The 21738-nt window shown below is 75.5% G+C and carries 14 protein-coding genes; 5 read left to right on the top strand and 9 right to left on the bottom strand.

The window, feature by feature from the left end:
• Nucleotides 1-64: 64 nt before the first annotated feature.
• From ACFVU7_RS06175 to ACFVU7_RS06165, 3 genes are all read right to left on the bottom strand, one after another.
• The gene (locus ACFVU7_RS06175) at nt 65-3298 is read right to left on the bottom strand and encodes a UvrD-helicase domain-containing protein (protein ID WP_387968400.1); all 3234 of its coding nucleotides are present in this window, start codon (nt 3296-3298) and stop codon (nt 65-67) included.
• 32 nt (nt 3299-3330) lie between these two features.
• Nucleotides 3331-6747 carry an ATP-dependent helicase gene (locus tag ACFVU7_RS06170; protein ID WP_388044494.1) on the bottom strand — a complete coding sequence of 1139 codons (3417 nt, stop codon included), beginning with the start codon at nt 6745-6747 and terminating at the stop codon, nt 3331-3333.
• 92 nt (nt 6748-6839) lie between these two features.
• The gene (locus ACFVU7_RS06165; RefSeq protein WP_049657293.1) at nt 6840-7193 is read right to left on the bottom strand and encodes an MGMT family protein; all 354 of its coding nucleotides are present in this window, start codon (nt 7191-7193) and stop codon (nt 6840-6842) included.
• Nucleotides 7194-7328: 135 nt separating this feature from the next.
• Here ACFVU7_RS06165 and ACFVU7_RS06160 point away from each other — a divergent pair, with 135 nt between their 5' ends.
• Nucleotides 7329-10067: a lysylphosphatidylglycerol synthase transmembrane domain-containing protein gene (locus tag ACFVU7_RS06160; protein ID WP_234348593.1), complete on the top strand. Its 2739-nt coding sequence runs from the start codon at nt 7329-7331 to the stop codon at nt 10065-10067.
• 78 nt (nt 10068-10145) lie between these two features.
• Here ACFVU7_RS06160 and moeZ read toward each other — a convergent pair whose 3' ends face one another.
• From moeZ to ACFVU7_RS06135, 5 genes are all read right to left on the bottom strand, one after another.
• A complete protein-coding gene (gene moeZ, locus ACFVU7_RS06155; RefSeq protein WP_074001386.1) occupies nt 10146-11324 on the bottom strand; it encodes an adenylyltransferase/sulfurtransferase MoeZ in 1179 nt (392 codons plus the stop codon).
• 230 nt (nt 11325-11554) lie between these two features.
• Nucleotides 11555-12544, bottom strand: a complete 990-nt coding sequence (locus tag ACFVU7_RS06150; protein ID WP_049657289.1) for an NAD(P)-dependent oxidoreductase — start codon at nt 12542-12544, stop codon at nt 11555-11557.
• 142 nt (nt 12545-12686) lie between these two features.
• Nucleotides 12687-13766, bottom strand: a complete 1080-nt coding sequence (locus ACFVU7_RS06145; protein ID WP_388044493.1) for a hypothetical protein — start codon at nt 13764-13766, stop codon at nt 12687-12689.
• Nucleotides 13766-15376 carry a DUF3492 domain-containing protein gene (locus ACFVU7_RS06140; protein WP_388044492.1) on the bottom strand — a complete coding sequence of 537 codons (1611 nt, stop codon included), beginning with the start codon at nt 15374-15376 and terminating at the stop codon, nt 13766-13768. The genes ACFVU7_RS06145 and ACFVU7_RS06140 overlap by 1 nt, the downstream gene beginning before the upstream one ends.
• A 526-nt stretch (nt 15377-15902) precedes the next feature.
• Nucleotides 15903-16805: an alpha/beta fold hydrolase gene (locus tag ACFVU7_RS06135; RefSeq protein ID WP_117489448.1), complete on the bottom strand. Its 903-nt coding sequence runs from the start codon at nt 16803-16805 to the stop codon at nt 15903-15905.
• Nucleotides 16806-17026: 221 nt separating this feature from the next.
• Between ACFVU7_RS06135 and ACFVU7_RS06130 the strand changes: the two genes are divergently transcribed.
• The 3 genes from ACFVU7_RS06130 (at nt 17027) to ACFVU7_RS06120 (ending at nt 18546) form a co-directional block, all read left to right on the top strand.
• Complete coding sequence (locus ACFVU7_RS06130; RefSeq protein WP_049660673.1) at nt 17027-17689, top strand: TetR/AcrR family transcriptional regulator; 663 nt, start codon at nt 17027-17029, stop codon at nt 17687-17689.
• 131 nt (nt 17690-17820) lie between these two features.
• Complete coding sequence (locus tag ACFVU7_RS06125; protein WP_049660675.1) at nt 17821-18048, top strand: DUF3107 domain-containing protein; 228 nt, start codon at nt 17821-17823, stop codon at nt 18046-18048.
• Nucleotides 18049-18219: 171 nt separating this feature from the next.
• Complete coding sequence (locus ACFVU7_RS06120; protein ID WP_074001381.1) at nt 18220-18546, top strand: hypothetical protein; 327 nt, start codon at nt 18220-18222, stop codon at nt 18544-18546.
• A gap of 24 nt (nt 18547-18570) precedes the next feature.
• Here ACFVU7_RS06120 and ACFVU7_RS06115 read toward each other — a convergent pair whose 3' ends face one another.
• On the bottom strand, nt 18571-19299 hold the full coding sequence (locus tag ACFVU7_RS06115; RefSeq protein WP_049660234.1) for a ferritin-like fold-containing protein: 729 nt from the start codon (nt 19297-19299) through the stop codon (nt 18571-18573).
• A gap of 693 nt (nt 19300-19992) precedes the next feature.
• On the opposite strand from ACFVU7_RS06115, the gene ACFVU7_RS06110 reads away from it, so the two are divergent.
• The coding region (locus ACFVU7_RS06110) for a DEAD/DEAH box helicase (RefSeq protein WP_388044491.1) at nt 19993-21738 on the top strand (1746 nt) is incomplete at its 3' end.

Here is a 21738-nt window from a genome sequence, read left to right as displayed (position 1 = left end):
CGCGAAACGTGCATGACGCACAGGTTTCGGGCACTGGCGTGATGACTTGGATGCTCTGTGTGACTCAATAGTCACTGTTCCCGATCAGGAGCCGTTCCAACTCTTTTCGGTCGGGAAGTCCTGCGGGACGGACGATCCGTCCGCTGCGGACGTACAGGAAGGAAGCCGTGACCTGCTCGGGATCGACGCCCGCGTGCTCGGCCCAGGCCAGCCGGTAGACCGCGAGCTGCAACGGGTCGGCGGTCTCCTCCCGGTGGGTCTTCCAGTCCACCACTTCGTAGCGTGACGCACCACCGGATTCCGACAACGCGTCATCTTCCCGGTAGACCGCGTCGATCCGTCCCCGCACCACCCGTCCCGCCAGCACCAGCTGGAACGGCGCCTCCACCCGGTGGGGCTTGCGCTGCGCGTACGGGGTGCGCAGGAACGCCTCCTTGAGCCGCTCCAGGTCCTGCTCGTCCTCGATGCCGTCGTCGTCGGCGCCGGGCAGCGCGCCGGGCTCGACCAGCAGCAGCGGCTCGATCCGGGACTGCACCCAGGCGTGGAAGCGGGTGCCGCGCCGGGCCGCCGGCTGCGGGGGGCGCGGCATCGGACGGGCCAGCTCGTGCGCGAAGCCGTCCGGGTCGGCGGCGAGGCGCAGCAGCTGGGTGGCGGACAGCGAGGCGGGCAGCGGAACGTCCCGCGCGGTGCGCCGGGAGCGCTCCAACTCGCCCAGCAGCGCGGTCAGATCGCGGTCCCAGGAGGCGACCTGGCGCTGGTCCTCGGAGGTCAGCTCCTCGGCCTCGGGGGCCGCCGCGCCCGCCACCCGCGCGCGCACCACCTCGGCGACCCGGCGGCGGGCGTGCTGGGCGGCCGGGTCCAGCGGCAGCGGCCAGGGGCGCTCGACCGGGGAGGCCAGCGCCGGGTTCTCGGCGCCCTTCTCCGGCTGCTCGGCCCAGTGCTCGACCTCGCCGGCGCCGGGCCGCTCGCAGTGCTCGCGCAGCCGCTCCAGGAAGTCGGACGGGCCGCGGACGGTCTTCTGGCTCGGCCCCCACCAGTGCCCGGAGGCCAGCAGCAGCGACCGGGGGCGGGTGAACGCCACGTAGCCCAGGCGCAGTTCCTCGACGGCGGAGTGGTCGGCCAGCTCCTTCTTGAAGGCCGTCATCGACTTCCCGTTCCACCCGCCGCGCACGTCGGGCAGCGTTTCGGCGTCGCCGCGCAGGGCGTGCGGGAGCACGCGCTTGGTGCTCGTCCAGCGTTCGCGCGGGCTGGACGACGGGAACGCGCCCCGTACCAGGCCGGGGACGGCGACCACGTCCCACTCCAGGCCCTTGGACTTGTGCGCGGTGAGCACCTTCACGGTGTCCTCGCCGCCGGGCAGGCTGCTGTCCAGGCCGCGCTCGTACTCCTGGGCGGCGCGCAGGAAGCCGAGGAAGGCGGCGAGGCCCGGGTCGCCGTCGAGGTCGGCGAAGGAGGCGGCGACGTCCAGGAAGGCGTGCAGGGTCTCCCGCCGCCGGGCGGCCAGGGCCTGTGGGGAGGCGGCGAGTTCGACCTCCAGGCCGGTGACGGACAGCACCCGGTGCAGCACGTCCATCAGCGGGTCGGCGAGCGAGCGGCGCAGGTCGCGCAGTTCGGCGGCGAGCCGGGCGAAGCGCACCCGCGCCTCGGCGGAGAACGGCAGGTCGTCGGGCTTCCCCTCGTCGCCGGCCGAGGCGTCGAGGAAGGTCTCCACCGCGTCGGCCAGCGAGACCACCTCGGTCGGGTCGGCCTCGGCGACGGCCGCGGCCAGCGCCTCGACGCCCTCGGGGTGGTCGGTGCGCACCAGGTCGGCGGCCCGGCGGCCGAGCAGGGCGAGGTCGCGCGGGCCGATCCGCCAGCGCGGGCCGATCAGCAGGCGCACCAGCGCGGCGTTGGCGGTCGGGTCCTGCAGCACCTCGCAGACCGCCACCAGGTCGGCCACCTCGGGCAGCTGCAGCAGCCCGCCGAGGCCGACCACCTCGACCGGCACCTCCCGGGCGACCAGCGCGGCGTGGATGTCCGGGAAGGCCGCGCCGCCGCGGCACAGCACGGCGATCCGGCCGGGCGCGGTGCCGGTGCGCACCAGGTGGGCGATCGAGTCGGCCAGCCAGTCGACCTCCTCGGCGTGGGTGGGCAGCAGCGCCGCGCGCACGTAGCCGTCCCGCTCGGCGCCGGGGGCCGGGCGCAGCGCCTCCACGCCCTCGTGCATCTCCCGCAGCGGGGCGGCGAGTTCGTTGGCGAAGGCGAGCAGGCGGCCGCCGCTGCGGCGGTTCTCGCTGAGCGCGTAGCGGTCGGCGGGGCGGCCGTCGGCCTTCGGGAAGTGCCGGGGGAACTCGTCGAGGTTGGCCACCGAGGCGCCGCGCCAGCCGTAGATCGCCTGGCAGGGGTCGCCGACGGCGGTCACCGGGTGGCCGCTGCCGGTGCCGGTTCCGTCGCCGGGGGCGCCGAACAGGCCGGCGAGCATCAGCCGCTGGGCGACCGAGGTGTCCTGGTACTCGTCCAGCAGCACCACCTTGAACTGGCCGCGCAGCAGCTCGCCGACCTCCGGGCGCTGCTGGGCGAGGCGGGCGGCGGCGGCGATCTGGTCGCCGAAGTCCATCAGCCCGGCGGAGCGCTTGCGGCGCCGGTAGTCCTCGACGAGGCGCAGCAGCTCCAGCCGGGCCCGGGCGGTGGCCGGGACGGCCCGCAGGTCGTCGTTGGTGAGCTTGACGGTGGCGAGGGTGTCCAGCAGCCGTTCGTCGAACTCGCGCAGGGTCTGCGGCTCGACCAGGTGCTCGGCGAGTTCGCCGTCCAGTGCGGTCAGGTCGGCGACCAGGTTGGCGAAGGTGCCGGTGAGGGCGGGGAACGGGCCGCGGGCGGTGCGCAGCACCTTGGCGGCGAGCTGGAAGCGGGTGGCGTCGGCGAGCAGCCGGACGTCCGGTTCGATGCCGATCCGCAGGCCGTGCTCCTTGAGCAGGCGCCCGGCGAAGGCGTGGTAGGTGGAGATCTCCGGGTCGCCGAGCGGCTCGGCGCCGTCCCGGTCGACGACCCCGGCCCGCAGGAGGGAGGCGCGCACCCGCTCGGAGAGCTCGCCGGCGGCCTTGTTGGTGAAGGTGAGGCCGAGCACCTCCTCGGGCCGCACGGCGCCGGAGCCGACCAGCCAGACCACCCGGGCGGCCATCACCGTGGTCTTGCCGGAGCCCGCGCCGGCGACGATCACGGCCGGCTCCAGGGGGGCTGCGACGGCCGCCATCTGCTCCCGGTTGAACGGGATGCCGAGCAGCTCCTTGAGCTGGTCGGGATGGCTGAGCACGGCGGTCACCCCGCAACCGTAACCGGAGCGTCGGACAGGATTCACTCCACGAGCTGCGCCCCGTCGCGCTGGGCGGAGCAGCTGCGGCGGAAGGTGCAGCGGTCGCAGCCGCCGCCGGTCTGCGGGACGAAGCGCTCGGCGAGGACCTTCCCGGCCGCCTCGGCGAGCAGGTTCTCGATCCAGGGCTCGCCCTGCGGCGGCTCCTGGTGCTGCACCTTGGGGGTGTCCTGGGCGGCCTTGGCGGCGGGCTCGCGCAGGTGGACGAGTTCGGCGCCGCCGGTGTCCGGCGGGTGCCCGGGGAAGCCGGGCAGCTCGTTGAGGGCGCCGGCCCGGACGGCGAGCTGGTAGACGGCGAGCTGCTTGTGCTCGGGCAGCGACCTGTCGGTGGGTATCTGCTTGCCGGTCTTGAAGTCGACCACGTAGGCCCGCCCGGCGGAGTCCTTCTCCACCCGGTCCATCGAGCCGCGGATGCGCACCGAGACGCCGCCGACGTCGAGGGTGACGTCGAAGCCGTGCTCGGTGGCGACGAGGTCCCGGCCGCGCTCCAGGACGTGCCAGTTGAGGAAGCGCTCCAGGGCGGCGCGGGCCTCGGTCTTCTCCTGCTGGGACTTCCAGGGCGCGTCGAAGGCCAGCGCGTCCCAGACGGTGTCCAGCCGCTCCATGAGCACGGCGAGGTCGGCGGGGGTGCGGCCGGAGCCGACCTCGTCGGCGAGGGCGTGCACCACGTTGCCGAAGCCCTGGGCGGCCGAGCCGGCGCCGCGCGCCTTGACCTCCTTGTCCAGGAACCACTGCAGGGAGCAGCTCTCCAGCTGTTCCAGCCCGCTGCCGGACAGCCGGACGGGTACGTCGGCGCTGCGCAGCGGCTCGGCGGCGGCGGTCGGGTCGTCCAGGCCCCACCAGCGCTCGGGGCGGGCGGCGGGGACCAGCGGCTGCCCCTCCTCATCGGTGGCGGCGGCGAGGGTGGCGAGGCGTTCGGCGGCGGCGCGGCGCAGTTCGGGCGAGCGGGCGGGGTCGACGGTGACGGCGCGCAGTTCGGCGACCAGCGCGGCGACGGACAGCGGGCGGCGCGGCCGGTGGGTGACGTCCTCGACGGTGACCGGCGGGGTGCGGCGGACGACCCTGCCGGTCCTGGGGTCGACGTCCTCGCGGTAGAGCTCGCGCAGGAAGCGGGACGGTTCGTCGCCGTCGTCGGCGGGGGCCTTGACGGCGGTGACGATCAGCCGTTCCTTGGCGCGGGTCGCGGCGACGTAGAAGAGCCGGCGCTCCTCGCCGAGCAGCGCGCCCGGGGAGAGCGGTTCGGCGAGGCCGTCGCGGCCGATCCGGTCGGCCTCCAGCAGGGAGCCGCGGCGGCGCAGGTCGGGCCAGAGGCCGTCCTGGACGCCGGCCACCACGACCAGGCGCCACTCCAGGCCCTTGGAGCGGTGGGCGGTCATCAGCCGCACCGCCTCGGGGCGCACGGTCCGGACGGTGAGGGTGTCGGCGGCGATGTCCTGGGCTTCGAGTTCGGCGAGCAGGTCGAGGGCGCTGCGGTGGCCGGTGACCTGTTCCTCGGCGCGGGCTGCGGTCTCGAACAGGGCGCAGAGCGCGTCCAGGTCGCGGTCGGCGTTGCGGCCGGCCGCGCCGCCGCGCAGGGCGGCCCGTTCCAGTCGCTCGCGCCAGCGGCGGCTGCCGTCCCACAGCTCCCAGAGCGCCTCCTCGGCGGTGCAGCCGCCGGCCAGCAGTTCGCGGACCTTGCGCAGCAGGGTGCCGAGGTCGCGGGCGCGGCGGGCGTGCGCGGGGTCGAGGGCGACGAGGCGCTCGGGTTCGGCGAGGGCCTCGCGGATCAGTTCGCCGGCCGGGCGGGGGGCGGCGGCGGGGCCGGGGCCGGGGTCCGTCGGCACGCTCCCGTCGTCCGCCCCGCCCTCGGGGGTCCGGAGGCGGGCCCTGGCCTCGGCGCGCAGCGCGGCGCGTTCCTCCTCGCGCAGGGCACGGCCGAGGCGGCGCAGGTCGGAGCCGTCGAGGCCGCCGAGCGGGCCGGTGAGCAGGGCGTGCGCCAGGTCGGTGGTGAGCGGGTCGGGGGCGTCCGGGTCGCCCTGCTTGTCGCGGGCGGCCTGTTCGGCGCAGACCCGCAGGGCGAGCAGCAGCTGGGCGACGGCCGGCTCCTCGCGCAGCGGCAGGTCGTCGCCGTCGATCTCCAGCGGGACGCCGGCCGCGCCGAGGGCCCGCCGTACGCCGGGGATGGAGCGGGCGCCGGCCCGGACGAGCACGGCCATCTCGCCCCAGGGCACACCGTCCTCCAGGTGGGCGCGGCGCAGCAGGTCGGCGATCGAGTCGAGTTCGGCGCCGGGGGTCGGGTAGGTGTAGACCTCGACCCTGCCGCCTTCGCGGGAGGGCAGCAGGGCGCGGTGCTGGGCGAGCTTGTCGGCGGGCAGCCGGCCCATCGGCATCCGGCGGGCGACCTCCCGGGAGGCGGCGAGCAGCAGGGCGCCGGAGCGGCGGGAGACCCGCAGCACCTTGACCTCGGCGGGGCTGCCGTCGGCCTGCCGGAAGGTCTGCGGGAAGTCGAGGATGCCGTTGATGTCGGCGCCGCGGAAGGCGTAGATCGACTGGTCCGGGTCGCCGACCGCGACGAGGTCGCGTCCGCCGCCGGCGAGCCGGCGCAGCAGCCGGACCTGGGAGGGGTCGGTGTCCTGGTACTCGTCGACGAAGACGACGTCGTAGCGCCGCCGCAGCTGCTCGGCGACGTCGGGGCGCTCGGCGAGCAGCACGGCGCGGTGGACGAGTTCGGCGTAGTCGAGGACGCCGCGCAGGTCGAGCACGTCGAGGTAGTCGGCGAGGAAGTGCGCGGCGGCGGCCCAGTCGGGGCGCTGGACGCCCTGGGCGAAGCGTTCGAGTTCGGCTTCGCCGAGGCCGAGTTCGCGGCTGCGGGCGAGGACGGCGCGGACCTCGTCGGCGAAGCCGCGGGTGGTCAGGCAGGCCCGCAGGTCCAGCGGCCAGGCGATCCGGCCGAGGCCGAGCTTGGCGTCCTCGGCGCCGCCGGCCAGCAGTTCGCGGACCATGACGTCCTGTTCGGGGCCGGAGAGCAGCCGCAGCGGCTCGGCGTAGTCCTCCGGGTCCTGGTGGGCGCGCAGCAGGGCGTAGCAGTAGGAGTGGAAGGTGGTGGCCTGGGGGGCGGCGGCGGTGCCGCCGAGCCGTCCGGACATCCGGTCGCGCAGTTCCGTCGCGGCCTTGCGGCTGAAGGTGAGGACGAGGATCCGCTCGGGGTCGGTGCCGTCCTCGATCCGCCGGGCGACCGCCTCGACCAGGGTGGTGGTCTTGCCGGTGCCCGGCCCGGCCAGCACCAGCAGCGGCCCGCCGGGGTGCTCGACCACGGCGCGCTGGTAGGCGTCCAGCACGGGTGGGTCGGGCTGGACGAGCGGGCTGCGCACGAGCCGGTACGGGGAGGTCACGAACGGGTCCTGGGGTCGAACAGGGGGCATGGCGGGGCGGGCCCGCGTCGGACCCGCCCGTATCGAGCCTACGGTCCCGCGCTGTCAGTCCGGTCCGTGCGGCGGCCGTCGGTCAAGCCCCCCTAGGGAATCGGCCGACCGTCCCAGCGGGCCCGCTTGAGGTCGACCCGGGGCGGGTCGGCGAGTTCGCGCAGCGGGGTGCCCTCCTCGCCGTAGTGGTCGAGGGCGCGGTGCTCGTGCCCGGGCAGCAGCCGGCCGTCCGCGCGGACGACCCGCCACCAGGGCACCGGGCCGCCGTACAGGGCCATCACCCGGCCGACCTGTCGGGGGCCGCCCTGGCCGAGGTACTCGGCGACGTCGCCGTAGGTCATCACCCGGCCGGGTGGAATCCGCTCGGTCAGGTCGAGCACCAGTTCGGCGAACGGCGGCAGGGCGTCCGGAGGGCCGTCGTGTGTTGCGTCCGTCACCTGCGGCATTCTTCCCTACGGGGGCGCGCCCGCGGCCCCGTCCGTACGATCCGCCGCGCCCGATCCGCCCCCTGTCCCGCACGGGGCGCCGGGGCATGCCACCATCTTCCGGGGCGGTGAGTGGTGATACGAGGACAAGACCAGATGACCGGGACGGCTGACGTGGGCGTGGACAAGGACTCCGACGAGTCCGCTGCCGCCGTGCCGTCGGCGCCCGGGAGCGGGGGCGAGGGCCGGCCCGAACCCGGGCCGACGCCGGAAGTCTCCCTGATCAAGGACCGGACGATCAAGACCCCCGCACCCGCGAAGACCCCCGAGCAGCCCGGCCCGCCCCCGGCCGAGACCACCGGCGCCCCGGCGCCCGCGGCCCCCGCCGCCCCGCCCGGGGAGCCCGAGCCGCCGGACGAGGCCCCGCACCTGGACGTCGACGAGCCGCTGCTCGCCGCCCGCGCGCACCGCCCGTCCGACCTGATCCGCTTCCTGGCCGGCGTCCTCGGGATCGTCGCCGTCTTCGTGCTGGCCGGCATCGCCACCTCGACCACCACCGGCATCGAGCAGGACATCGCCTCCAACGCACCGCACTTCTCCGCGGTGTTCTCCACCATCACCGGCCTGCTCTCCAGCGTCGCGGTGCTCGCCGTGCCGCTGGCCTTCGCGGTCGAGCGGCTGATCAAACGCGACGGCCTGCGGGTCGCCGACGGCGTGCTCGCCTCGGTGCTGGCGTACGGCGTCTCGCTCGGCATCGACTGGTGGGTGGCCGAAGGCGCCTCCGACCACATCCGGGACGCGCTGACCCAGCTGCCGCTGGACAGCACCGGCACCCTCACCGACCCGGTGCACGGCTACCTCGCCCCGGTGATCGCCTACATGACCGCCGTCGGCATGTCGAGCAGACCGCGCTGGCGGGTCGCCCTGTGGGTGGTGGTGGTCTTCAGCGGGGTCACCGAGCTGCTCGGCGGCTACACCACCCCGCTGTCGCTGCTGCTCACCGTGCTGACCGGCTGGTCCGTCGCGTACGGCACGCTGTACGCGATCGGCTCCCCCAACATCCGGCCCACCGGCCAGCACCTGATGATCGGCCTGCGCAAGGTCGGCTTCACCCCGGCCGGTGCCATGCGCGCCCCCGACGCCCCCGGCGGCACCCGCCGCTACCAGGTCACCCAGCAGGGCGGCCCCCCGCTGGACGTGCACATCATCGACCGCGAGCAGCAGGCCTCCGGCTTCTTCTACCGGGCCTGGCGGCGGCTGCGGCTGCGCTCGGTGGCGGTGCGCCGCAGCCCCCAGTCGCTGCGCCAGGCGCTGGAGCAGGAGGCCCTGATCGCGTACGCGGCGGCCGCCTCGGGCGCCCGCGCGCCGCAGCTGGTCGCCACCTCCGAGCTCGGCCCGGACGCCGCGATCCTGGTGTACGAGAACGTCGAGGGCCGCACCCTGGACGAGCTGGCCGACGAGGAGGTCACCGACCCGGTGATGGCCTCGATCTGGCAGTCGGTGACCGCCCTGCACGAGCGCCGGATCGCCCACCGCCGGCTCACCGGCGAGTCCCTGCTGGTGGTGGACGGGCGGACCGGCTGCCTGGTCAACCTCTCCGGCGGCGACATCGCCGCCACCGACCTGACCCTGCGGATCGACGTCGCCCAGCTGCTCACCACCTTCGCCCTGCGGATCGGCCCGGAGCGCGCCGTCGCCACCGCCAACGCGGTGCTCGGCGCCGAGCGGGTGGCGCAGGCGCTGCCGCTGCTCCAGCCGGTCGGGATGAGCCGCTCCACCCGGGTCGACCTCGCCAAGCTCACCAAGGAGCGCAAGGCCGCCGCCCGGGCCAGGGCGCTGGAGCAGGTCGCGGCCGGCGAGCGCACCCAGGAGCAGGCCGAGGAGGACATCGCGGCGGCCGGCGAGGACCTGCTGAGCCGCATCCGCGGCCAGATCCTCCAGATCGCCCCCGAGGCCCCGATGGCCCCGGCCAAGCTGGAACGGCTGAAGCCGAAGAGCCTGATCATGGTGATCGCGCTCACCTTCGCCGCCTACCTGGCCCTGACCACCATCAAGCCGGCCCAGCTGAAGCTCTCCCAGATGAACTGGGCCTGGGCCGCGGCCGCCCTGCTCGCCGCCGCCTTCAGCTACGTCGCCGCCGCGATGAGCCTGACCGGCTTCGTGCCCGAGAAGCTGCCGTTCCGGCGCACCGTCGCCGCCCAGCTGGCCGGCTCCTTCGTCAAGCTGGTCGCCCCCGCCGCGATCGGCGGCATCGCGCTCAACACCCGCTACCTGCAGAAGGCCGGCATCCGCTCCGGCCAGGCGGTGGCCTCGGTCGGCGCCTCCCAGCTGGCCGGCCTGGCCGGGCACCTGCTGCTGCTGTTCAGCTTCGGCCTGATCACCGGCAGCCAGACCAACGGGGACCTCTCCGCCTCCCGCGCGGTGATCATCGGCGTGCTGACCGCCGCCGTGCTCGCCCTGGTGGTGGCCGCCGTCGCGCCGCTGCGCCGGTTCGTGCTGGGCCGGCTGCGCTCGCTGTTCTTCGGCGTGGTGCCGCGGATGCTCGACCTGATGCAGACGCCCAGCAAGCTGGTCACCGGCTTCGGCGGCATCCTGCTGCTGACCCTCTCCTTCACCGCCTGCCTGGACTTCTCGGTGCAGGCCTTCGGCGGCGACGTCAGCTTCTCGGCCGTCGCGGTGGTCTTCCTGACCGCCAACGCGGCCGGCTCGGCGATCCCCACCCCCGGCGGCATCGGCCCGGTCGAGGTCGCCCTGATCGGCGCCCTGACCGTCGCGGACGTCTCCCCCGCGGTCGCCACCCCGGCGGTCTTCCTCTACCGGGCGCTCACCTTCTGGCTACCGGTGCTGCCGGGCTGGATCTCCTACAACGTGCTCCAGCGCAGGAACGCGCTCTGAGCCGCCCCCGGACACGGGGAAGGGCCCGCCGGTCACCTTGGGAATCCAAGGCGCGGCGGGCCCTTCCCCGTGCGCGTCCTAGTAGACCGGCTTGTGCGGCTCGATCTGGTTCACCCAGCCGAGCACGCCGCCGCCCAGGTGGACGGCGTTGCCGAAGCCCGCGGCCTTGACCACGGCCAGCACCTCGGCCGAGCGCACGCCCGACTTGCAGTGCAGCACGATCTTCCGGTCCTGCGGCAGCTTCTCCAGCGCGTCGCCCATCAGGAACTCGTTCTTCGGGATCAGCACCGCGCCGGGGATGTTGACGATCTCGTACTCGCCGGGCTCGCGGACGTCGATGAGGTAGATGTCCTCCTTGTCGTCCTGCCACTGCTTGAGCTGCTGCGAGGTGATGGTCGAACCGGCGGCGGCGGCCTGCGCCTCCTCCGACACGACGCCGCAGAAGGCCTCGTAGTCGATCAGCTCGGTGACCGTCGGGTTCTCACCGCAGACGGCGCAGTTCGGGTCCTTGCGGACCTTCACCTGGCGGTAGTTCATCTCCAGGGCGTCGTAGATCATCAGCCGGCCGAGCAGCGGCTCGCCGATGCCGGCCAGCAGCTTGATCGCCTCGTTGACCTGGATCGAGCCGATGGACGCGCACAGCACGCCCAGCACGCCGCCCTCGGCGCAGGAGGGGACCATGCCCGGCGGCGGGGCCTCCGGGTACAGGCAGCGGTAGCAGGGGCCGTGCTCGGCCCAGAACACGCTGGCCTGGCCGTCGAAGCGGTAGATCGAGCCCCACACGTACGGCTTGCCCAGCAGCACCGCGGCGTCGTTCACCAGGTAGCGGGTGGCGAAGTTGTCGGTACCGTCGACGATCAGGTCGTAGCCGGCGAAGATCTCCATGACGTTGGAGTTGTCGAGGCGCTCCTCGTGCAGCACCACGTTCACGTACGGGTTGATCTCCTTGACCGAGTCGCGGGCCGACTCCGCCTTGGAGCGGCCGACGTCCGACTGCCCGTGGATCACCTGGCGCTGCAGGTTCGACTCGTCGACCACGTCGAACTCGACGATGCCCAGCGTGCCGACACCGGCGGCGGCCAGGTACAGCAGGGCCGGCGAGCCGAGTCCGCCGGCGCCGACGCACAGCACCTTGGCGTTCTTCAGCCGCTTCTGCCCCGCCATGCCCACGTCCGGGATGATCAGGTGGCGGGAGTACCGGCGGACCTCGTCAACGGTGAGCTCGGCGGCCGGCTCGACCAGGGGTGGCAACGACACGGGGACTCCGATGGGTCTTGTTCGGGTGGCCAGGGCCAGCCTCGCTGCGGGTTGCTGCTCCGCCACTCGGGTGGCTGTCTAGGCCAACAGTGTCACGCGCCCCCGGTATTCCGAGACAGCCCGTCCGATGGGCGAGACGGGCGGCACCGGATCGTGGAACCCGCGGCCGGGCCCCCGGAAGGCGCCCCGAACCCGTGGTCAACGGGCCCGGGGCACCGCGCGGGAGGCGCTCACACCCGGCAGGCCGTCTCCAGCCAGACGTCGCCCAGCGACTCCTCCAGCGGCACCTGCGTCCGCCATCCGAGACGGTCCCGGGCGGTGCGCACGTCCGCCTGCCGCCACGGCACCGGCTCGCCCGGCACCGCCCGGCCCTCCGGCCGGTGCCCCTCCGGCCGGTGCCCGGGCAGGTGGTGGCCCGGCAGGTGGTCGCCGCCCGCCCCGACGGCCTGCGCGGGCAGCAGGACCGGCCGGTTCTCCTCGACGATCTGCCCCTCGAAGCCCGAGGCCCGCACCAGCAGCTGGGCCGCGTCCCGGGCCCGGACGGCGTGCCCGCTGCCGATGTTGACCACCCCGGTGGCGGCCGACACCGCGGCCGCCTGGATGGCCCGCGCGACGTCCCGGACGTCCACGAAGTCCCGGAACCCGGACAGGTCCGGCATCCGCACCTGGTGCTCGTCCCGCTCCAGCGCCCGCCGCAGGCCCTCGGCCAGCCGCCCGAACAGCGAGGCGGTCGGCGCCCCGGGGCCCACCACGTCGAAGACCCGCAGCACCGCCGCGTCCAGCCCGGAGGCCAGCACCAGCTCCGTCCCGGCCAGCTTGGACACCCCGTACGGGCCGACCGGCCGCGGCTCGGCCTGCTCGGAGACCGGCACCCCGCCGGGCACCGGCCCGTACTCGGCCGCCGAGCCGACGTGCACCAGCCTGGCCGGCTCCCGGCAGCGCCGGATGGCCTCGCAGACCGTCGCGACGGCCAGCGTGTTCGACCGGATCAGGGTGCGCGAGCTGCCGTAGGTGGCGCCCGCGCAGTTGATCACCACCTGCGGCGCGACCGCGTCCAGGAACCGGGCCAGCGCGCCCGGGCTCCCGGTGGTCAGGTCGAAGCGGATGTCGGCCGAGTCGCGTCGGCCGAGCACCGTCACCTGCAACTCCTGGTCCATCAGCAGACGATCGGTGACCCGGCGGCCGATGAAGCCGTCGGCGCCCAGCAGCAGCACCCTCATCGGGGGCGTCCTTCCACGAAGCCAGCTCGGGACGACCTGGCGGAACGGATTCAACGAAGTTCAACGAACGGGACGGGAGCGGGAACCGTGAACCGGGCCCCGACAAACGTCGAACGGGGGGTGGCGAACGGGCGGACGGCGCTCACCGGTGCGAGCCGGCCCGGCCGAGCACCGCCCCGGCGTACGCCAGCAGCGCCGCCGCGACGGTGCCGCCGCCGAGCAGCCAGGCCTCCGGGGCGGAGCGCCCCAGGGCGAGCGGGCCGAGCACCGCGGCGGCCCCGGCCGACGCCCCCGCCGCGGCCGCCGCCGGCCGGCCGCACCGCGCCAGCAGCACCGGCAGCACCACCAGCAGGCCCAGCACGCCCTGCGCCGCCCACTGGGCGGGGCCGGCCCGCTCGGCCGCCAGGTGCAGCAGCCCGCCGCCGTGGCCCGGCCCGGGACGCGGGGCGACGACGGCCAGCACCGCCAGCGCGGCGAAGCTCAGCACCCCGAGCACCGCCAGGTGCAGGGCCAGCGCGACCGGGAGCACCGGCCGCATCCGGGCCCGGAACTCCGCCAGGGTGCCCGCCGCGCCCAGGTGGCCGCGGCCGAGCTGCCGGTACCAACGGGCCGTCCGCTCGGCCGACCCGGCCGACACCGCCGCCGCCAGCACCAGCGCGACGGCCAGCGGGCGGTCCCCGCCCGGCACGGCCGGCGGGAGCAGCAGCAGCGCGGCCAGGCCCAGCCCGTGGCCCAGCGCCGCCGGCCGCAGCCGGGAGCCGGGGTACGGCCGGGGCGCCGGACCGGGCCCCAGCACCCCGGGCCCGGCGCAGGGCGGGCCGGGTTCGGCCGGGGTCGGTGCGGTCAGCGCGGGCAGCAGCACCAGCGGGACGGCGGCGGGCAGCAGCACCGGCCAGCGCGGGCCGAGCGCGGCCGCCCCCGCGCAGGGCAGCGCGGCCAGCGCGGCGGCGGTCAGCGCGGCCCGGGCCGCGGCCCCGCCCGACCGCGGCTGCGCGGGCCCGGGCGGCGGCGGGCGGCGCGGCACCCGGGCGTACAGCTCCTCGGCCAGCGAGAACAGGTCGGCGTGCCGGCAGCGGGCGGCGGCGTCCTGGCCGAGCCCGGCCTCCTCCAGCCCGGCGGCGATCTCCAGCGGGTCGACGGCGCGCTCGCACAGCTCCCGGTGCTCCGCCATCACCTCGCGCACCGGGTCCGCGCTGCCGCCGGGCAGGGGGCCGCCGGACATCAGCGGGCCTCCGCGAGTTCGGCCGGCCGCACGCCGTCGGCCGCCGTGTCCGCGTCCCGCGCGCCGCCGTCCGGCGGGGTGCCGCCCCGCGGGCCGTCGGCCAGCCAGTACTCGGCGGGGCGGGCGAAGGGGCGCGGCGCCGGGACGCCCTCGCCGCCGCCCCCGCCGCCGGGGAAGGCCGGGTACTGCGAGACCAGCTCCAGGTAGATCTCCCGGAAGGCGCCGATCACCGGCTCCACGGCGAAGCGTTCCTGCGCCCGCAGCCGCCCGGCCAGACCGAGCCGGCCCCGCCGCTCCTCGTCGCGCAGCAGTGCCAGGCAGGCGCCGGCCAGGGCGCGCGGATCGCGGGCGGGCACCAGCAGCCCGGTCGGCCCGACCACCTCGCGGGCCACCCCGACATCGGTGGCGACCACCGCCCGGCCGCTGAGCAGCGCGTCGGCGAGCAGCCGGGGGCTGCGCTGGGAGAGTCCCGAGAAGACCGCCACCGTGCCCGACTCCCAGGCCCCGGCCAGCGAGCGGGGCCGTCCGGCGAACTCCACCGCCGGGGCCACTCCCAGCCGCTCGGCCACCGCCGCGCAGTGCGCCCGGTAGCCGGGCGCCGCCTCCTCCCCGTACACCACCAGCCGGGCGCCGGGCAGGTCGGCGCGGACCCGGGCGAAGGCGTGCAGCGCCAGCTCCGGGTCCCGGCCCGGCTCCAGCGCGCCCGCCCACACCAGGGTCGGCGCCGCGGGTTCCGGCCCGGCGGCCGGGCGGTCCACCGCCGGGGTGCCCTCGTACACCACCCGGGTGCGCGCCGGATCGGCCCCGCAGCGGCGCTGCCACTGCTGGTCGTGGGCGCTGCCCGGGGTGAGTATCGCGGCCCGCCGGTACGTCTCCTCGGTGAGCGCCCGGAAGAAGGACAGCAGCAGGGCGCGGACCGGCCACCGGTACGGCGCCTCGCGGTAGCCGAGGTACTGCTCGCGCAGGTGCAGTCCGTGCTCGGTGACCACGAACGGCACCCCGTGCAGGTGCCGGGCCACCAGGGCGGGCAGCGCGGCCGGGCCGCCGCCGACCACGTGGCACAGGTCGACCGCGCCGAGGCCGCCGGGGCCGGTGCCGTACCAGGGCGCGGACAGCGGGCGCAGGCACTGTTCCAGCAGGTCGGCCGCGACCAGCACGTCGCAGACCAGCGGCTGCCCGGCCGAGGTGTCCGCGCCGGGCAGCCGCCAGGTCCGCTCCAGCAGCCGGCGGGCGTGCGCGGAGGCCAGGAAGGCGGGCAGCGTGCCGTCCTCCCGGGCGAGCGCGGCGAGCCGGTACAGCCCGGGCCCGAAGCCCGCTCTCTCCCCGGGCAGCACCAGGGCCCGCACCAGCTGTTCGTACGCCCCGGCGTACCGGCGTCTGCGCGGCGCGCGCGGTGCCCGGCCGCCCGGCCGGCGCCCCCACAGCGCCAGCTCGTACGCGCCGCGCCAGGCGGGCGACAGCCGCTCCGCCGCGCCCGGCTGTTCCGGGCCGGTGAGCAGGTACCGCTCGAACCCGTGCTCCGGCAGGCCCTCGGCGAGCCGGTCGCACCAGCCTCCGGTACCACGGCGGGGATGCGGACGGGCACCCTCGGTGAGCAGGGCAACGCGCACGGGAGACCTCCGGGGCAGAGCGGATTCGCTGGGCGGGACCACGGACGGACCGACGGGTGCCCGGGCGGCCCGGGCAGTGGCCCGGGGTGCCCCCGTACGGCGGCGGGGACGGTCGGGGCCGGGGAGTCCGGTCGGCCGGGGCCGGCGCCGCGGTGCCTCCGGGCGGCCCGGTCGCGGACGCGCCGCGTTCCGTTCCCCCGGGCGCCCGCTCCGGCGGTCGGGCCCGACCCGCCGGGACCTCGGCCGCGACCGCCCTCCGGTTCCTCCGGCGGCCGCGACTCCCCCACACCTGTTCGGTCCGACAGCAGAAAGGTAGGACCGGCCCGGGCCGATCCATCGGTCACATGCCTGCCTGCCACCTGATCGAGTGAACCGACGTGACCTCGACCGGGACCAGGGCGTTACCGGGCGGTATGCGCGGCCGCCCGCGCGGCCCCGCCCGGGCGCGCGGTCGGCCCGCCACGGCACGCGCTCAGCCCCTGGTCCGCGCCCGGCCCGCCGTGTGCGCCCGGGCCGTGGTCCGCGCTCAGCCCGCGGTGTGCGCGATCAGCTCCCGCACCGCGCGGGCGACCTCGTCGGGGTGCTCCATCATCGCCACGTGCCCGGACTCCGGCAGCACCAGCAGCCGGGCGTCCGGGAAGGCCGCGCAGGCGCGGCGGGCCGAGCGGTAGGAGACCAGTTTGTCGCGCAGCCCGTACACCAGCAGCACCGGCGCCTCGACCCGCTCGGCCTGCCGCCACAGCGCCTGGTCGCCGCGCTCGGTGTACGCCGAGACGATGCCGCGGGCCGAGCCGACCAGCGCCTGCATCGCGTGCGGCACCTCCAGCCGGCGCCGGTACTCGGCCACCGCCTCGGCCCGGGCCGCCGGGCTCAGACTGCCCGGGTCGCCGTAGACCAGCCGCAGCAGGTCCTCGGTGGCCGCCTCGGCGTCGCGCCCGCCCGCGGACAGCCGGCGCAGCACCGCGGGCACCCCGGGCACCGCGAGCAGGGCGGTCGGCCAGGCGGAGTGCTGCGGGGGCAGCTCGGGCAGGGCCGGGGAGACCAGGGTGAGGCTGCGCACCAGGTCCGGGCGCAGCGCCGCCAGCCGGACGGCGACCGCGCCGCCCAGCGAGTTGCCGAACAGGTGGACCGGGCCGCGGCCGGAGGCCTCCAGGTAGCCGATCACCGCGCGGACGTGGCCGGAGACGGTGAGGTTGCCGTCGGTGGGCGGGTGGGAGCGGCCGAAGCCGGGCAGGTCCACGGCCTCGCCGTCGACCTGCCCGCCGAGCCGGTCCATCAGGGCCTCCCAGTTGGCGGCCGAGCCGCCGAGGCCGTGCACGAAGAGCCCGGGCTCGCGCCCGTCGGCGGCGCCGTCGACAGCGGGACGGTGCACCGCGAGCACCGCGCCGGGGACCTCGACCGTACGTACCTGCTGCTCAGCGCTGCTCATGGTGGACGATGGTAGTGAGCCCGCCCCGGGAACCCCGGGGTGGTCCGGCCGCCGGCCGCCTCCGTTCCACCACTGCCGAGGCCGAGGTCAGCGCCGTATTGTGGGCTCCTGACAACCAGGCCGATCGTCTTTTCTCGCCTTCGCCGAACGCGGACGCGGTTACCGAAAAGTAGAATCGGCCATCTTGCCAGCCGCGAACAGACCCCGAAGTGAGGAGCGCCGTGACGGCCATCCAGGAGGCGCAGGAGCGCCCGCGCGGTGCCCGCCTGCCGCGAAGCGCCCGCCGTGAACAACTGCTCGGTGCCGCCCAGGAGGTGTTCGTCGCGCAGGGCTACCACGCGGCCGCCATGGACGACATCGCCGACCGCGCCGGGGTGAGCAAGCCGGTGCTCTACCAGCACTTCCCCGGGAAGCTGGAGCTGTACCTGGCGCTGCTGGACAAGCACTGCGACGCCCTGGTCGAGTCGACCCGCGAGGCGCTGTCGGCGACCACCGACAACAAGCAGCGGGTGGCCAACACCATGGAGGCGTACTTCAACTACGTCTCCAGCGAGTCCGGCGCCTTCCGGCTGGTCTTCGAGTCGGACCTGACCAACGAGCCGGCCGTGCGCGAGCGGGTCGAGCGGGCCTCCGAGGCGAGCGCGACGCTCGTCAGCAAGGTGATCCAGGAGGACACCGACCTGCCGGAGGCGGAGTCCAAGCTGCTCGCCGCCGGGGTCTGCGGCCTGGCCCAGATCACCGCCCGGTACTGGCTCTCGCAGGGCCTGGCGATCCCCCGCGACGAGGCGGTCCGGCTGGTCGCCAGCCTGTCCTGGCGCGGTCTGAAGGGCTTCCCGATGCACCCGGGCGAGCAGTCCGGCGAGGGCACCGCCCACCAGGGCTGATCCGCCGACCTTCGCCGGGCCGGGGATCCGGTGCTCTATGGTGAAGCCGTACGGCACGGTCGCCGCGAACGCTTGTCCCAGGCGGTCCGGTGCCCGTGCGTGGAGGCTGCAACCCCGGAGGGACGGAAGCCGTGGAGGTCAAGATCGGCGTGCAGAACGCGCCCCGCGAGATCGTGATCGAGAGCTCGCAGACTGCCGATGAGGTCCAGAGCGCGGTCGCGAAGGCGCTGGAGGGCTCGGAGAAGATCTTCGCGCTGTCCGACGAGCACGGCCGTCGCATCATCGTCCCGGCCGAGCGCCTGGCGTACGTGGAGATCGGCGAGTCGGCCGCCCGCAAGGTCGGCTTCGGCACCGCCTGAGGCGCCGCAGCACAGCATCGTCCGGTGCCCCGTTCCCATGAGGGAGCGGGGCACCGTCGTGTCCGGGGGCGCTGTGGCCCGTGGGGCTGCGTCGCGTGTACGAGCGGGTGGGGCGGGGTACGGCGAGGGTGCGGCGCCGGTGCCGCACGCCCGTCCCCCCGGGAGGCAGCCTTGCTGGTCGAGTCGATCGTCTTCGCCCTCGTCGGCCTGGTCACGGGCGGCACGGCCCTGCTGGCCCGCCCGGCGTACTTCCGGGCCGCCCGGGCCCTGGTCCTGGGCACCGCGCTGGCGGCGGCGCTGGTCGGCGGGGTGGTCGCGCACTTCAGCGTGGACGGCCGCCAGCCCGCGGTGTCCGTCGCGGCCGCGGCGGTGGCCTCGGGCGTGCTCACCTCGCTGCTGGCCCGGCCGGACCTCGCCGCGGGGCGCGCCCCGGCCCACCGGCACCACCCGCACCGGCCCGGCACCCACCGCGCGGCGCGGCGGCACCGGGCGGCCTGAGAACCCCCGGTAGGTCGCGGGCCGCTAGGAGGCCAGGCCGAGGGCGGCCATCCGCTTGGTGTGCGCCTCGGTGATCCGGTTGAACATCTTGCCGACCTCGACCAGGTCGAAGCCCTGCACCTGGACGCCGCCGACCAGCAGGTTGGACAGCGCGTCGCGCTCGGCGACCACCCGCTGGGCCTGGCTGAGCGCCTCGCCCATCAGCCGCCGGCCCCACAGGGCGAGCCGGCCGCCGGCCCGCGGGTCGGCCTCGATCGCCTGGCGGACCTTGTCGACGGCGAACTGGGCGTGGCCGGTGTCGGACATGACGCTCAGCACCAGGTCGCGGGTGTCGTCGTCCAGCCGGACGGCCACCTCGCGGTAGAAGTCGGTCGCGATGGCGTCGCCGACGTAGGCCTTGACCAGGCCCTCCAGCCAGTCCGAGGGCGCCGTCATCCGGTGGAACAGCTCCAGCGGCTCGACGAACGGCCGCATCGCCTCCTGCGGGTCGGCGCCGACCTCGGCGAGCCGGTCGTGCAGCCGCTGGTAGTGCTGGAACTCGGCGGAGGCCATCCGGGCCAGCGCCGCCTTGTCGGCGAGGTCGGGCGCCAGCTTGGCGTCCTCGGCGAGCCGCTCGAAGGCGCTCAGCTCGCCGTACGCGAGCGCGCCGAGCAGGTCGAGCACCGCCGCCCGGTAGCCGGGGTCGGCCGAGCACGCGGCCCAGTCCCCGATCGAGCCGGCCGCCGCGTCCTGCGTCTCACCATGGGTCTCCATGACCCGCAACTTTAGTCCCGCCCGCCTGTCCGCCCCACCACCAGGCACACCCGGGTGACCGCCCGGACCGGCCGCTCCGGTGGCAGTTGCCGGGGGCAATGTCAGACGCGTCACGTGTTCGAGTCGTCGCCTGACTGTATGGTGGTACGGAGCCCGTCGTGTTCGCATGGTGTCACCGCCGTCTCGGTACCCCGCGCGAACCCTCCGTAGCGGCACCGTCCAACCGGACGTGTCCGCACCGGTGGCACGGGTACTCACGTACGCGGATGCCCGGTCGGAGAGCCGATCGGCTCCGACCATGGCTTGGACCTCAAGCCTTGGCACCGCATCAGTGGCCGAGCGAGGGCCGCCGAGACCACGCCCCGAGGCGGAGGTCCCGCGCAGGTCCCTCACGGGAATCCTCCCCGACGCCGCCGGCGACGCGCCCCGCACCGGGCAGCGCGCACCGGCCGGCCGCAGGGACCGGCGCGGTTGTGCGTCCGCGCAGCTGTACCAGGGCCGTCCAGGCCCGTAGACAGCCGCGCGGCTGCCCGCCCGCCGCTCGCTCTCGGCCCTTTCGAAAACGGAAGAGGCAGCACCCTGTCCACCACCGCTGAACCCATCAAGACGACCTTCCGGGACCTGGGGATCCTCCCGGAGACCGCCGAGGCACTCGAGTCCGTCGGCATCGTCCACCCCTTCCCCATCCAGGAGATGACCCTCCCGGTCGCGCTGACCGGCCACGACGTCATCGGCCAGGCCAAGACCGGCACCGGCAAGACCCTCGGCTTCGGCCTCCCGCTGATCGAGCGGGCCATCGTGCGCGCCGACGTGGACGCGGGCCGGGCGACCGAGGAGCAGCTCTCCGACTTCCCGCAGGCGCTGATCGTCGTCCCGACGCGCGAGCTCTGCACCCAGGTCACCAACGACCTGCAGACCGCCGGCAAGGTCCGCAACGTCCGCGTGCTCGCGGTCTACGGCGGCCGGGCGTACGAGCCGCAGGTCGAGGCGCTCAACAAGGGCGTCGACATCGTGGTCGGCACCCCGGGCCGTCTGCTGGACCTCGCCGGGCAGAAGAAGCTGAACCTGTCGAAGGTCCGCGCGCTGGTCCTGGACGAGGCCGACGAGATGCTCGACCTGGGCTTCCTGCCCGACGTCGAGAAGATCATCACCATGCTGCCGGCCAAGCGGCAGACCCTGCTGTTCTCGGCCACCATGCCGGGCCAGGTCATCAGCCTCGCCCGCCGGTACATGAGCCAGCCGACCCACATCCGGGCCGCCGCCCCGGACGACACCGGCGCGACCGTCGCCAACATCGAGCAGCACATCTTCCGTGCGCACTCGCTGGACAAGGTCGAGATGGTCTCGCGCATCCTGCAGGCCGACGGCCGCGGGCTGGCGATGATCTTCTGCCGCACCAAGCGCACCGCCGCCGACGTCTCCGACCAGCTGACCCAGCGCGGCTTCGCGGCCGGCGCGGTCCACGGCGACCTCGGCCAGGGCGCCCGCGAGCAGGCCCTGCGGGCCTTCCGCAACGGCAAGGTCGACGTGCTGGTCTGCACCGACGTCGCGGCCCGCGGCATCGACGTCGAGGGCGTCACCCACGTCATCAACTACCAGTGCCCCGAGGACGAGAAGACCTACCTGCACCGGATCGGCCGCACCGGCCGGGCCGGCGCCTCCGGCACCGCCGTCACCCTGGTCGACTGGGACGACATCCCGCGCTGGCAGCTCATCAACAAGGCGCTGGACCTGTCGTTCAACGACCCGGAGGAGACCTACTCCACCTCGGCGCACCTGTACGAGCTGCTGAAGATCGCGCCGGGCACCAAGGGCATCCTGCCGCGCTCGGAGCGCACCCGCGCCGGGCTGAACGCGGAGGAGGTCGAGGACCTCGGCGAGACCGGTGGACGCGGTGCCCGCGCGCCCCGCGGCGGTCGCGGTGGGCGCGGCGGCCAGGGCGGCTCGGACCGTCCGGGCGCCGGCTCCGGCTCCGACCGTCCGGGCTCCGACCGTCCGGGCTCCGGCGCGGCCGAGGCCGAGGAGCAGAAGCCGCGCCGCAACCGTGAGCGCCGCCGCACCCGTCGGGGCGCGGCGGTCGGCACCGAGGGCGAGGCCGTCGCCGGCGTGACCGAGGCCGCCGCGGCGGCTCCGGCCGTCGAGGGCGCCGAGGGCGAGGCCGCGCCGCGCCGTCGCCGCCGCCGCTCGCGCGGCGGTGCCGCCGCTGCCGAGGCCGTGGTGGCGGTCGAGGCGACTCCGGTCGCCGAGGCCGTCGTGGCCGAGGCCGTGGCGGTCGTCGAGGCCGCCGTCGAGGCGATCGCGGAGGCTCCGGCCCCGGCGAAGAAGGCCACCCGCACCCGGACCCGCAAGCCGAAGGCGGAGGCCGTCGAGACCGCCGAGACCGCCGCCCCGGTCGTCGAGGCGGCTCCGGTCGCCGAGGCGGTCGTCGAGGCTCCGGCC

Origin of the sequence: Kitasatospora sp. NPDC058046 (assembly GCF_042885595.1) — a bacterium.
Taxonomy (GTDB): domain Bacteria; phylum Actinomycetota; class Actinomycetes; order Streptomycetales; family Streptomycetaceae; genus Kitasatospora.
Note: the sequence above shows the minus strand (reverse complement) of the source record. Positions and strands in the feature narration are given on the sequence as shown.